The organism is Pseudomonas sp. CAM1A (genome assembly GCF_047501685.1).
In the GTDB taxonomy this organism is placed as follows: domain Bacteria; phylum Pseudomonadota; class Gammaproteobacteria; order Pseudomonadales; family Pseudomonadaceae; genus Aquipseudomonas.
Genome location: NZ_JBFNXP010000008.1, coordinates 387,997 through 401,216, shown reverse-complemented (window position 1 = coordinate 401,216; position 13,220 = coordinate 387,997). Strand labels below are relative to the sequence as shown.

Below are 13,220 nucleotides of genomic sequence, written 5' to 3'. Positions count from 1 at the left end.
CTTTTCACTATATACAGTGGGAAATTTGGCGAGAATTCTCGGCCAAATCCCCTTCACCGGAGGGGCATCCTGGCCTCGCTCCGCCCATGCACAGGAATGGGGCAGCTACCTTAGCAACATTGCCGAAGAATGGAAGCCGCACCAAAGGCGCATGTTCATACGTGGCTCACCGAAGCTTCTTACAAATTTTTCACCAAACCCGGCCACCGTCTAAGCTTCAGACAAGCAACGCGAAAACACCTGGCCGGACTTAAGACTATGGGCGCACTGTGGCAATCGGAACCAACCAGAACGGAAGCACCCAAAGAAGCTCAGGCTGAAGCCCCCTTGTCCAAGACTCCACGTCAGCGCCGCCTGTGGTGGCGCCTGATCCTGCTTATCCTGCTGGTTGCACTGGTGGCGGTAGGTCTGGCCGCCTACGACGAATTCCAGACCTCACGCCTGCAATCCCGTGAATTCAGCCGCCTGGCCGGCACCCTGACCTATGCCCTGGAGCCCGGCCCGAGCGATGCCATCGTCTACCCAGGCGACGGCCCGTTCGACAAACGCCTGGGCTACAGCGCCCTGGGCGAGTTCCTGCCACGGCTGCTCAAGCGCGACTACCTGATCAACCAGCAGGTGCGCTTCTCCCCGGCGTTGATGAACTACGTCGAGCATGGCCTGTTCGTGCCCTTCGTGGAGAAGATCCAGGCCGGCCTGTCGATCACCGACTGTCGCGGCGACATGCTCTACCAGTACAACTACCCGCAGCACCTGTACCCGAACTTCGCCGCGATCCCGCCGGTGATGGTCAACAGCCTGCTGTTCATCGAGAACCGCGACCTGCTCGACCCGAAGGACCCGCAGAACAACCCGGCGGTGGATTGGCCGCGCTTCGCCAAGGCGGCCTACAGTCAGATTGCCAAGTACCTGGCCCTGCCCGGCCAGTCAGCCGGTGGCAGCACCCTGGCCACCCAACTTGAGAAGTATCGCCACTCGCCGGACGGGCTGACCGTCTCCGGCGCCGAGAAGATCCGCCAGATGATTTCCGCCAGCGTACGTGCCTACCAGGGCGGCCCCGACACCACCGAGGCCCGCGAACGCATCGTGCGCGACTACCTCAACAGCGTGCCGCTGTCGGCGGTCCCCGGCCACGGTGAGGTGCACGGCATGGCCGAAGGCTTGCGAGTGTGGTACGGCGCCGACTTCGATCAGGTCAACCAGGCCCTCACCTCCACGGCCACCGATGAAAAGAGCATGGCCGAGCGCGGCCTGGCCCTGCGCCAGGTGCTATCGCTGATGATTGCCCAACGCCGGCCTTCGCATTACCTGTCCAAAGGCCGCATCGAACTGGCGGAACTGACCGATTCGCACATCCGGGTACTCGCCGCCAACGCTGTCGTCGACCGCCCACTGGCCGACGCCGCCCTCGCCAGCAAGGCGGTGTACCGCGACTGGGTGGCCCAACCGACCATCGTGCCGATCATCACCAACAAGGGCATCAGCCTGGCCCGCAACCGCCTCGCGGCGATGCTCAACCGCCCGCTGTACGACCTCGACCGGCTCGACCTGTCGGCCACCAGCACCCTGCAGGCCGACCTGCAAGTGCAGGTCAGCCAGTACCTGAAGAACCTCGCCGACCCGGCGTTCGCCGCACAGCTCGGCCTGATCGGTGAACGCCTGCTGACCAGCAAGACCACCGACCAGGTCAGCTACAGCTTCACCCTGTTCGAACGCACCGCCGACGGCTCGCGGGTACGGGTGCAGACCGACAGCACCAACCAGCCCTTCGACATCAACGAAGGCAGCAAGCTGGAGCTGGGCTCCACCGCCAAGCTGCGGGTGCTTACCACCTACCTGGAAATCGTTGCCGAGCTGCACGACAAGTACGCCGGCAAACCCGCCGCGGAACTGAAGAAAGTCCCGGTGGCCGAACTCGACCGCATCAGCCAGTGGTCACTGGAATGGCTGATGCAGAACGGCAAGAACCAGAGCCTGGACGCCATGCTCGACGCAGCCCTTGAGCGCAAGTACTCGGCCAACACCGGCGAGGCCTTCTTCACCGGTGGCGGCATGCACGTGTTCAACAACTTCCGCAAGGAAGACAACAACCGCAACCCGACCCTCAAGGATGCCCTGCGCGAATCGATCAACCTGCCGTTCATCCGCCTGATGCGCGACATCGTGCGCTACGTCACCTACCAGCAGCCGTTCAATCGCGAGCCGCTGCTCAGGGACGACAGCGACCCGCGCCGCCAGGAATACCTGGCGCGTTTCGCCGACCGCGAAGGCTCCAACTACACCATGCGGTTCTGGAAGAAGTACCAGCGCAAGACCTCACAGCAGCGCCTGGACACCTTTCTCGACAGCATGCGCGTGACCCCGCAGCGCCTGGCCGCGGTGCACCGCTACCTGTTCCCCGAGGCCGGCCAGGAAACCTTCAACGCCTTCGTCCGCGCCCACAGCAAGGACGACAAGAAGGCCATGGCCAAGCTCACCGACGGCCGCCTGGTGGAGATGTACGAGGCCTATGGCCCGGGCAAGTACGACCTTCCCGACCAGGGCTATATTGCCAAGGTCCACCCTTTGGACCTGTGGCTGCTCGGCTACCTGCTGAAAAACCCCGGTGCCTCGCTCAAGGACGCCCTCAACGCCAGCCGCTTCGAACGCCAGGAGGTCTACAGCTGGCTGTTCAAGAGCCGCCACCAGGGCGCCCGCGACAGCCGCATCCGCACCATGGTCGAGATCGAGGCGTTCACCGACATCCACCAACGCTGGAAGCGCGTGGGTTATCCGTTCGACCACCTGGTGCCGTCGCTGGCCACCGCCATCGGCAGCTCCGGCGACCGCCCAGCCGCCCTCTCCGAACTGGTCGGGATCATCCAGAACGATGGCGTACGCCTGCCGACCCTGCGCATCGACACCTTGCACTTCGCCCAGAACACCCCGTACGAGACACAACTGATCAGCGACCCGGACCGCGGTCAGCGGATCTTGCCCGTCGAGGTCGCCCGGGCGCTCAAGGGCGCCATGTCGCAGGTGGTCGATGCCGGTACCGCGCGGCGCATCTCCGGCAGCTTCAAACTGCACGACGGCACGCCGCTGGTGATGGGCGGCAAGACCGGTACTGGCGACAACCGTATCGAAAGCTTCGGCGCTGGCGGCCGGCTGATCGGCTCGCGCTCGCTGAACCGTACTGCCACCTTCGTGTTCTTCCTCGGCGACAACCACTTCGGCACCCTCACCGCGTTCGTTCCGGGGCGCACGGCCGAGGCCTTCACCTTCACCTCGGCACTGCCGGTGCAGGTGCTCAAGGGCATGGCGCCGATCCTCATGCCGTACCTGGAACCAGGCAACCCAACCGCCTGCAAGGCGCCGCAGGTGGCAGGCCAGTCGTGAATCATCAAAAAACCAGATGATAATCATCTGCATTTGAAGGCTTGTCTTTAGATATATCTTGAGTAATATCTTGCGATATATCTAAACAGACGGAGCCCTCTCCATGCGTGACCATGATCCCTTCGAACGCCGCCCCGGCCGCGGCGAACGTGGCCCACGGGTATTCGCCCCGGGCGACCTGAAACTGCTGATGCTGTCGATGCTGGCCGAACAACCGGGCCACGGCTACGACCTGATCCGCCAGATCGAGACCCTCTTCGACGGCAGCTACAGCCCCAGCCCCGGGGTGATCTACCCGACCCTCAGCTACCTCGAGGAAGCCGAGCTGGTCACTGGCGCCATCCAGGGCAGCAAGCGCCTCTACGCCATCACCGATGCCGGTCGCAGTGCCCTGCAGGAACAGGCCGTCGCCCTCGACGGCGTGCGCATGCGCATCGAGGTAAGCAAGCGCGCCCTGCGCGGCCACGAGCGGCCCGCGGAAATCCACGAAGCCGTCGGCAACCTGCGCCATGCCCTGCACATGCACAGCGGCCGCTGGAACGCCGAAGAGATCGAGCGGGTGCGCAACCTGCTCAACGACACCGCCAAGGCCATCGCCTCCGGGCCGGCCATCCCTGTTACGGAGAACACCCCATGAGCTCCACCATTCACCGTGTCAACCACGAGATCCGCCAACGCCGTCTCGACGTGTTGCGGGTCACCGACCTCACCCCACGCATGCGCCGCATCACCTTGGGTGGCGCGGAGCTGGCGGGCTTCGCCAGCGTCGGCACGGACGACCACATCAAGCTGCTGTTCGCCTGCACGCCAGAAGAACAGCAGGCCATCGACGCCCGCAACCTCGGCCGCGACGGCGGCGCCCGGCCGACCATGCGCGAGTACACGCCACGGCGCATCGACCTGGCGAACCTTGAACTGGATATCGACTTCGTCCTGCATGGCGACGGCCCCGCCTCCACCTGGGCCGCACAGGCGGCGCCAGGGCAGACCCTGGACATTGCCGGCCCACGCGCGTCGATGGTGGTGCCGGACATCTTCGACAGCTACCTGCTGATCGGTGACGAAACCGCAATCCCGGCCATCGCCCGACGCCTTGAAGAATTGCCGGCGGGGCGCCAGGTACTGGCGGTGATCCAGATCGAGGACGAGCAAGAGCGCCAGGCACTGGCCAGCAAGGCGCAAGTGGAGGTGATCTGGGTGCGCCGGCATGCAGAAGACCTGCTGGAGCGGGTCAAGCACCTGGCGCTGCCCCAGGGCCGGCTGTATGGCTGGGTGGCGCTGGAGAAGGCACTGACCCGACAGGCCAAGGCGCTGCTGCTGGAAAAGGGCGTGCAGGAAGACGCCCTCAAGGCTGCCGCGTACTGGCGGGCCGACGGCACTGCCGACGACGAATGACGCCGGCCGGGCCTGTGGCAACGGGCAAGCCCGTTGCCAGGGGACCTGTTACTGCAGCTCCTGCTGCGGCGTCTCCTGCCCGGCGCAGCGCACCGCGCGCTTGCGGTTGTCCACCAGCACGCCGGTCAGCCCTTTCTGCTGGGTATCGAACAGCACCAGCACGCCGTCGATGCATTGCGCCACTTGCGGCGCCGGGGTCAGCGAGAGCTTGTAGTCCTCGCCCGGGATGGTCTTGAGCATGGTGAAGTCCTGCAGCAACAGGGCGTCCTCAGGCTTGGCGAAATGCAGGTAGCCGTAGTACCAGAGGGCTCCCACCGTCACGATGATGCTGCCGACACCGGTCAGGATCAGCGGGATGGCGTTGCGTTCTTCACTCATTGCTTGTTCTTCTCGTCAGGATAGTTGGGTACTTCGGCCAGCCGACGCAGGCCGTTGAAGTGCGTGGGGTCGTCCAGGAAGCGCAGCATCAGCTGGCGCCAGGTCGGGTCGGCGAAGGTCTGCACATGATCGCCACGGGTCAGTTGCAGCACCCGCGGCGGTGGTGCATGCCGGTACAGGCGCAGGCCGTTGTCCAGCGGCACCAGGTTGTCGTCGATGCTGTGGAAGAACAGCTTCGGCGGGCTGTCCAGGCGCTCGATCGAGCGGATCGCGCTGTCGCCATCGGGCACCAGCCACGACAGCGGTACTTGCAACGGCCAGGTCATCCACGAGGTACTCAGGGCATAACGCCCCACGGCCCGGTAGCTGGCTGGCACACCATCGAACACCAAGGCGCTGAAACGCCGACGCTGCTCGGGATGCTGTGCCAGATAGTGAATGGCCATCGCCCCACCGAGGCTCTGGCCCAACAGCACCAGCGGCTTGCCTTGCACCTGGGGAGCGGCGCGCAGCCAGTCCAGGGCCGCGCCGATATCGCCATACACCTCGGGCAGCGTCGGTTTGCCCTGGGACAACCCATACCCGCGATAGTCGAGCATCAGCACCTGGTAGCCCTCTTTCGGCAGCCAGTAGCTGCCGCCCAGATGCCAGGCCAGGTTGCCGCCGTTACCATGCAGGTGCAGCACGGTACCCTTGACTTCGACCCCCTGCGGCACCGGGATCCACCACGCGTGCAGGCGCGTGCCGTCGGCGGCGGTGAGGCTCACGTCCTGATACTGCAAATGTGCCTGTGCCGGGGTGAATGGCAGGCCGGGTTCGGGATAGAACAGCAGGCTGCTGCAACCTCCCAGCAGCAGCAGGCCAAGGCCGAAGGCGAGATGACGGCAGGCGTCAGAGAATGTTCGCGTAGTCGGCTTCAATACGGTCCAGGCTCAGGTGGTTGAGGAAGTTGGAGAAGCACATCCACGCCGACAGCGCGTTGAGGTCGCGGAACTGTTCCGGCAGGTACTTGGGTGGCTCCACCAGCCCCTCTTCGACCAGCTGGCGCAGCGTGCGCATGTCTTCCAGGGTGGTCTTGCCGCAGAACAACAGCGGGATTTGCTCAAGCTTGCCCTTCTTCACGGCCAACTGAATGTAGTTGTAAACCATGATGAAGCCCTTGAGGTAGGACAAGTCCTTGGTGAATGGCAGGCCGTTGGGTACCGAGCCACGGAACACCCGGCTGGCGTTGCTGTAGCTCTGGCCCATCTCGAAGCCCTGGCCGCGGAAGAACTCGAAAACCTGCAGGAAGTCCGCACCCTCCTCGACCATATGGATGGCTCGGGTACGGTTGGTCAGCTTGCGCAGGCGGCTGGGGTAGGAGGCGAAGGCGATCACCTCCATGAGGATCGCCAGGCCCTCCTGGGTCACCGTCGACGAGGGCGGGCCCTTGGCCAGGAAGGTGCAGATCGGCTGGTTCAGGCCATTGAGGGTGGTGCCGACATGCACCAGCCCCTCATGTACCTCCAGCGCCCGCACGTCGCGGCTGTTGAACATGGCGTCGGCGCGTACCTTGATGTAGTCGGCGCCGGCCGCCGCGTCGGCGACGATACCGTCGGACTCGAACACGCGGATGGTTTCCTCGGCTTCGCCGAACACCTTGTTCAGGCGGCGCTGGAGAATCTCCACCGCTTCCTTGGCGGTGAGGTTCTTCGGCTCGTCCTTCAGGTCGCCGCGGCCGTCGATGTTGTTCAGGTAGTCCGAGAGCATCAGGCCCAGGTCGGCCAGGGTCGGGTCACCGGCGTGGAAGGCATCGGAGGCGGCGCCATAGAGCTCTTGGGAGATCAGGCCGAAATCCTCGGTGCCTCGCGCCTCGAGCATGCGCACCACCATGCGGTACTCCTTGCACATGCGCCGCATGATCTGCCCGACCGGGTTGAACTGCCCCAGTTGCCGGGTGATGTCGCGCTCGATGCTCTGGAACTCGGCCTTCACCGCGTTGGAATCGAACGACAACGGCCGGTTCTGATAATAGGCGCGATCTACCGCAGGCGGCTCCTTGCCCTTGGCCTTGAGGAAGCCCTGGCGGATGCCGTCGTCCCATTTCACTGCGTCAAGCACGCGAATCGGGGTCTGCGTGGCGACAATGCGATCGGACAGGCTGCGGATGGTTTGCTGGTATTCGTCCACCGGGGACTCCTTGTTGAAGCCTGTCGCGAGGTTGCGTGGGAGAAGGCTTGCCCCGCGAGGAGGCCGGTATGCTCAGTGCTATTTGGCGGAACGCTGGAAGCGCGCCACTTCGACGAAGAGGTCGGAGTTGGCCGGATCGTCCAGGTAGGCCAGCACACGCTCCGTCGGGCTGTCGATCAGCACGCCGGGGCCATTGTCCTCAGGCACCTGGGTGCTGCGCCCGCTCAGCTCCTTCTCGTCCACTGCCTGCTGGACCTGCTCGACATCGAGGTTGTAGACCACCAGTTGCTTGCCGTCGATCACCTCGAAGCCGCCGATCAGGAAGTTGCCGCCCAGCCGCTTGGGCACGCCCGCCGACAGGTACCAACGGTTGCCGTGCCGGGCCACGGTGAAGACGTATTCCTCGGGCGCCTTGCCCTGGGCACGGGCCACTGCCTTGTAGGTGTTGCCGCCGGCGCGGCTGATGCTCAGTTTCAGCGGCTGGCCCCAGGCGTCCTTGCTGCTCCACTGCCCGAGCAGGGCCTTAGGCGCCGCCTGGTTGGCCGGCAGCGGCTCGTCGAAGGTCACCAGACAACCGCCCAGCAGGAGGAATGACAAGGTCAACAACACCACACGCCAGGCTTTCATCAGGTTCTCCTTGAAAAATCGTTCGCCACTCAGGCCGAGGCCAGCACCATCTGCAGGTATCGGACAAGGATAGCGAGCATCTGCTCATCGGCCTGCGCATTCGCATCCTTGAGCAGGCCCTGATATTCCATCTGCTCGATAATCGCCGTCAACATCTGGGCATCCTGTTCCGGCTGGCGCGAGCCGACCACCTGCAGTATCTGGCGCGCGCCATGCAGCAGGATCTGCTCGTGGGCCTGCACCAGTTCGGCCAGGCGCCGGCACAGCAGCGCCTCCTGGCGGAAGGCCTGCTCGGCCATGAGGAAGTCGCGGCGGTTGTTCAGTTGGCGCAGCACGTAGTCGGCCAGCATACGCGCCACTTCATCGGCCAGGTGCGCCCGGGCCTCGGGGGTACCGTCGCCCTGGGCCAGCAACTGGCGCAGCACGCCTTCGGTGTTGGTCCAGAGCTTGGCCATGTAGGCCGCGCTGCGCTCGACGTACTGGGCGAAGGTATCGGCCAGCAGGTCCTGGATATCCTTGAAGTAGTAGGTGGTGGCCGACAGCGGCACGCCGGCCTCGGCGGCCACGGCGCGGTGGCGCACGCCGCGCACGCCGTCACGCACGATGATGCGCATGGCGGCGTCGAGGATCTGCTGGCGGCGTTGCTCGCTGCCCTGTCGGGCGGTCTTGCGGCCTTGGTACTGCACGCTTTCGGCGACGGCGGTGGCGATGCCGGCGGCGCCCTGGTGGGGCATGGCGGGGGTCACTCTGGTTTACCTCACGAACAGTGGGTTGCCTATACCGGCCTCATCGCGGGGCAAGCCCGCTCCCACGGTTGCACCACAGAGCTTGAGCGTTGTGGTGACCGTGGGAGCGGGCTTGCCCCGCGATGAGGCCCGTAGAAACAACATAAAGCTTCAGGCAAGAAAAAGCCGCCTCGAAAGGCGGCTTGTTCAGATCACTCAGGCCTGTGGACGCATGTGCGGGAACAGGATCACGTCGCGGATCGACGGCGAGTTGGTCAGCAACATCACCAGGCGGTCGATGCCGATGCCTTCACCGGCGGTCGGCGGCATGCCGTACTCCAGGGCACGGACGAAATCGGCGTCGTAGTGCATGGCCTCATCGTCACCGGCGTCCTTTTCGGCCACCTGGGCCAGGAAGCGCTCGGCCTGGTCTTCGGCATCGTTGAGCTCGGAGTAGGCGTTGGCGATCTCGCGGCCACCGATGAACAGCTCGAAACGGTCGGTCACAGCCGGGTTGTCGTCGTTGCGACGGGCCAGCGGCGAGACTTCGAACGGGTACTCGGTGATGAAGTGCGGCTGCTCCAGCTTGTGCTCGACCAGCTCTTCGAAAATCATCACCTGCAGCTTGCCCAGGCCCTCGTGGCCGAGCACCTTGGCGCCGGCCTTCTTGGCGATCTCGCGGGCGCGGTCGACGTCCTGCAGGTCGGCAGCGGTAAGCTCCGGGTTGTACTTGAGGATCGAGTCGAACACCGACAGGCGCACGAACGGCTCGCCGAAGTGGAACACCTTGTCGCCGTACGGCACGTCGGTGCTGCCCAGTACCAGCTGCGCCAGCTCGCGGAACAGTTCCTCGGTGAGGTCCATGTTGTCGCGGTAGTCGGCGTAGGCCTGGTAGAACTCGAGCATGGTGAATTCTGGGTTGTGACGGGTCGAGACGCCTTCGTTACGGAAGTTGCGGTTGATCTCGAACACTTTCTCGAAGCCACCGACCACCAGGCGCTTGAGGTACAGCTCCGGCGCGATACGCAGGAACATGGCCATGTCCAGGGCGTTGTGGTGGGTTTCGAACGGCTTGGCCGCGGCGCCGCCAGGGATGGTCTGCAGCATCGGCGTTTCCACTTCGAGGAAGTCGCGCTCGATGAGGAACTTGCGGATGTGCGAGATCACCTGCGAACGCACGCGGAAGGTGTGGCGGGTTTCCTCGTTGACCATCAGGTCGACGTAGCGCTGGCGGTAGCGCTGCTCGGTGTCGGTCAGGCCGTGGTGCTTGTCCGGCAGCGGGCGCAGCGACTTGGTCAACAGGCGCACGTTGGTCATCTCGACGTACAGGTCGCCCTTGCCGGAACGGGCCAGGGTGCCTTCGGCGCTGATGATGTCGCCCAGGTCCCAGGTCTTGACCGCTGCCAGGGTTTCCTCCGGCAGGGTCTTGCGATTGACGTAGACCTGGATGCGGCCGGTCATGTCCTGGATGACCATGAACGAGCCACGGTTGAGCATGATGCGACCGGCGACCTTGACCGGAATGGCGGCTGCTTCCAGCTCTTCCTTGGTCTTGTCCGCGTACTGTTTCTGCAGGTCGTTGCAGTAGCTGTCGCGACGGAAGTCGTTGGGGAAGGCATTGCCCTTGGCGCGCTCGGCGGCAAGTTTTTCCTTGCGCAGCGCGATCAGGGTGTTTTCTTCCTGTTGCAGGTCTTGCGCTTCGGTCTTGAGGTCGCTCATGTCGTCATTCTTTCCATCAGGTATTCGTTGCCCCTGTCGGGCAGGGCAGGCGATACCGGCCCCTCGGGCCTGGTATCGCGGCGGTGGTGTACGGGTTACAGGCCCTGCTTGAGGCTCGCTTCCAGGTATTCGTCGATATCACCGTCGAGCACCTTGTTGCAGTCGCTACGCTCGACGCCGGTGCGCAGGTCCTTGATGCGCGAGTCATCCAGTACGTAGGAGCGGATCTGGTGGCCCCAGCCGATGTCCGACTTGCTGTCTTCCAGCGCCTGCGAGGCGGCGTTGCGCTTTTGCATTTCCAGCTCGTACAACTTGGCCCGCAGCATTTTCATGGCGGTGTCCTTGTTGGCGTGCTGGGAACGTTCGTTCTGGCAGGCCACCACGGTGTTGGTCGGCACGTGGGTGATACGTACGGCCGAGTCGGTGGTGTTGACGTGCTGGCCACCGGCGCCCGAGGAGCGGTAGGTGTCGATGCGCAGGTCGGACGGGTTGATCTCGATCTCGACCTTGTCGTCGATCTCGGGCGAGACGAACACGGCCGAGAACGAGGTGTGGCGGCGGGCGCCGGAGTCGAACGGGCTCTTGCGCACCAAGCGGTGCACACCGATCTCGGTGCGCAGCCAACCAAAGGCGTATTCGCCCTTGATGTGCACGGTGGCGCCTTTGATGCCGGCGACTTCGCCCTCGGACAGTTCGATGATGGTGGCGTCGAAGCCACGCTTGTCGGCCCAGCGCAGGTACATGCGCAGCAGGATGTTGGCCCAGTCCTGGGCCTCGGTGCCGCCGGAGCCGGCCTGGATGTCCAGGTAGGCGTTGTTGGGGTCCATCTCGCCACTGAACATGCGACGGAACTCGAGCAGGGCGAGGGATTCCTCCAGCCCTTGCAGCTCGGTCACGACATCGCTGACGGCGCCTTCGTCACCTTCTTCGACGGCCATGTCGAGCAGGTCCTTGCAGTCGCCAAGGCCGTTGGCCAGTTTATCGAGGGTTTCGACCACCTGCGCCAGCATCGCGCGCTCACGGCCCAGGGCCTGGGCGTACTCGGGCTTGTTCCAGACAGCGGCGTCTTCCAGCTCGCGGTTTACTTCGACCAGACGATCATGTTTGTGATCGTAGTCAAAGATACCCCCGAATGGACTGGGAACGCTCGGTGAGGTCCTTGATGGTGTTCAGGATCGGTTGGATTTCCATGGGCGGGCAGCTCTCGTGCGAATTCGGTGAAAAGCCCGCGAGTATAACCGAGTCTGCGCCCCGGCGGCAGACCCGCCGGGCGGTATCGCCGGGTGCAGGGGTCGCCACTGCCCACAGATTGAATCAACGACCGACATTCACCCCTTCAGCGCCTTCTTGGGATAGATATCGTACCGGCTGGACTTGCCCTCGAGGCTATGAGAAGGCTTGCCCCCCTCGATGATCGGCGCCTTGCGCGGCCGCTTGACCACCACCCGGTGGGTGGCCAGCGCCAGGGCGGCCTCGAGCAGGGCAGGCGCATCGAGGTCATCGCCGACCAGCGGCCTGAACACCCGCATCTCCTTCTTCACCAGCGCGCTCTTGTCACGATGCGGGAACATCGGATCGAGGTAGATCACCTGCGGCGCCTCCCCCTCCCATGCACGCATGCGCTCGATGGCATTGCCCGTCAGCAGCTGCATGCGCGCGACGATCGGGCCGATTTCAGCATCCCCCCGCGCCCGCGCCAAACCGTCCTCCAGCAGCGCGGCAATCAGCGGCTGGCGCTCGATCAGGGTCATCTCGCAGCCCAGGCTGGCCAGCACGAACGCGTCCTTGCCCAGCCCCGCCGTGGCATCGAGCACCCGCGGCCGCACGCCTTGGGCGATGCCGACCGCCTTGGCGATCATCTGCCCGTTGCCACCGCCGTACAGCCGTCGATGCGCCGCCTGCCCCTCGACGAAATCCACCCGCACAGGCCCGGGCGCCTGCGGCCCCAGTTGCTGGATCTGCAAGCCCTCGGCGCCCAGTTGCACGGCAAACTCCGCCGCCTCGTCAACCAGCGGCAAGCCCAGTCGCTGCGCCCATGCCTCGGCCTGCGCCTGGAATTGCGCGGCCAACGCCTCGACCCTGATACCCGCCGCCTGTTGTTGCTCTAACATCGATTCGCGCACTCGAAAAAAATTAATGTAACCCCGGCCAGAGCCGATACAGGCAATATCCCGCCATTCTGCCAGAGCACAACGCCCGCGACTGCCATGTCAGACACTCTTCCCATTGGCTTGACCTACTTGTCGCCCGTCGGCAACTACGGTCGACAGAATACCCAGGCACTGGGTGGCGTCAGCCACCTGTGGCAGGATTTCTTTGCTCGCGCCATGGCAGAGCAACAGGAAGGCGAAGTCGACGGTTTCAACCAGGCGCTGATGCAGTGCGACCAGGAGAGTGGCGAACCGATCGGCGGCGCCCGAGCCCTGGCCCTGATCGATGCCCAGCGCGCCCTGCCGGTTCACGACACCGAGGTGGCACCACCCGAGCCGCTGTTCCTGCCCAAGGCGGAACTCGAGGCCAAACTGCTGCCCCCTGCCCCCGAGCCCTTCGACACCGTCGAGTTGATCGAGCAGCAACGCCAGCTCGACATCGACAACAGCTGGGTGCGTCCAGTGGTCATGAGCCAGGGCCACCCCCTCGCCGAGCCCGGCCCCGGCCCGACGCCACGCCCGCTGTTCCTGCCCATCGCCGAGTTCGAGACCGGCCTGCTCGACCCTGCGCCCGAGCCCTTCGATGACAGCACACTGGCCAAGCAGCAGAACGACCTGGAATTCGATATTCACTGGGCGCGCCCGGTAGTGTTGAACAACGTGCGCGTGCAGGCCTGAA

General features: G+C 64.6%; 12 protein-coding genes. 4 read left to right on the top strand and 8 right to left on the bottom strand.

What is annotated here, in order from left to right:
* Window positions 1–258: 258 nt before the first annotated feature.
* The 3 genes from ABZO33_RS19425 (at window position 259) to ABZO33_RS19415 (ending at window position 4,773) form a co-directional block, all read left to right on the top strand.
* On the top strand, window positions 259–3,378 hold the full coding sequence (locus ABZO33_RS19425; protein ID WP_414537309.1) for a transglycosylase domain-containing protein: 3,120 nt from the start codon (window positions 259–261) through the stop codon (window positions 3,376–3,378).
* A 103-nt stretch (window positions 3,379–3,481) separates the two neighbouring features.
* Complete coding sequence (locus ABZO33_RS19420; RefSeq protein ID WP_414537308.1) at window positions 3,482–4,015, top strand: PadR family transcriptional regulator; 534 nt, start codon at window positions 3,482–3,484, stop codon at window positions 4,013–4,015.
* A complete protein-coding gene (locus ABZO33_RS19415) occupies window positions 4,012–4,773 on the top strand; it encodes a siderophore-interacting protein (protein WP_414537307.1) in 762 nt (253 codons plus the stop codon). The genes ABZO33_RS19420 and ABZO33_RS19415 overlap by 4 nt, the downstream gene beginning before the upstream one ends.
* Before the next feature lie 48 nt (window positions 4,774–4,821).
* On the opposite strand, the gene ABZO33_RS19410 is transcribed toward ABZO33_RS19415, so the two are convergent.
* The 8 genes from ABZO33_RS19410 to ABZO33_RS19375 form a co-directional block, all read right to left on the bottom strand.
* Window positions 4,822–5,151, bottom strand: a complete 330-nt coding sequence (locus ABZO33_RS19410) for a hypothetical protein (protein ID WP_023632434.1) — start codon at window positions 5,149–5,151, stop codon at window positions 4,822–4,824.
* Entirely contained in the window at window positions 5,148–6,071 is a 924-nt protein-coding gene (locus ABZO33_RS19405) for an alpha/beta hydrolase (protein WP_414537306.1), read from the bottom strand. The genes ABZO33_RS19410 and ABZO33_RS19405 overlap by 4 nt, the downstream gene beginning before the upstream one ends.
* Complete coding sequence (locus ABZO33_RS19400) at window positions 6,043–7,320, bottom strand: flavohemoglobin expression-modulating QEGLA motif protein (protein WP_046854425.1); 1,278 nt, start codon at window positions 7,318–7,320, stop codon at window positions 6,043–6,045. The genes ABZO33_RS19405 and ABZO33_RS19400 overlap by 29 nt, the downstream gene beginning before the upstream one ends.
* A 78-nt stretch (window positions 7,321–7,398) precedes the next feature.
* Window positions 7,399–7,947 carry a hypothetical protein gene (locus tag ABZO33_RS19395; RefSeq protein ID WP_414537305.1) on the bottom strand — a complete coding sequence of 183 codons (549 nt, stop codon included), beginning with the start codon at window positions 7,945–7,947 and terminating at the stop codon, window positions 7,399–7,401.
* A gap of 29 nt (window positions 7,948–7,976) precedes the next feature.
* Window positions 7,977–8,681, bottom strand: a complete 705-nt coding sequence (locus ABZO33_RS19390) for a TetR/AcrR family transcriptional regulator (protein WP_414537362.1) — start codon at window positions 8,679–8,681, stop codon at window positions 7,977–7,979.
* A gap of 207 nt (window positions 8,682–8,888) precedes the next feature.
* The gene (lysS, locus tag ABZO33_RS19385) at window positions 8,889–10,391 is read right to left on the bottom strand and encodes a lysine--tRNA ligase (RefSeq protein WP_023630948.1); all 1,503 of its coding nucleotides are present in this window, start codon (window positions 10,389–10,391) and stop codon (window positions 8,889–8,891) included.
* A gap of 95 nt (window positions 10,392–10,486) precedes the next feature.
* Window positions 10,487–11,582 (bottom strand): peptide chain release factor 2 gene (gene prfB / locus ABZO33_RS19380; protein ID WP_414537304.1). Its coding sequence is split into 2 segments (ribosomal slippage): window positions 10,487–11,509 and window positions 11,511–11,582, totalling 1,095 coding nucleotides; the frame shifts between segments, so codons are not numbered across the junction.
* A gap of 137 nt (window positions 11,583–11,719) precedes the next feature.
* Window positions 11,720–12,502 carry a class I SAM-dependent methyltransferase gene (locus ABZO33_RS19375; protein ID WP_038706674.1) on the bottom strand — a complete coding sequence of 261 codons (783 nt, stop codon included), beginning with the start codon at window positions 12,500–12,502 and terminating at the stop codon, window positions 11,720–11,722.
* A 96-nt stretch (window positions 12,503–12,598) separates the two neighbouring features.
* Between ABZO33_RS19375 and ABZO33_RS19370 the strand changes: the two genes are divergently transcribed.
* Window positions 12,599–13,219, top strand: coding sequence for an energy transducer TonB (locus ABZO33_RS19370; protein WP_414537303.1), 621 nt, complete (start codon window positions 12,599–12,601; stop codon window positions 13,217–13,219).
* Window position 13,220: the final 1 nt, after the last annotated feature.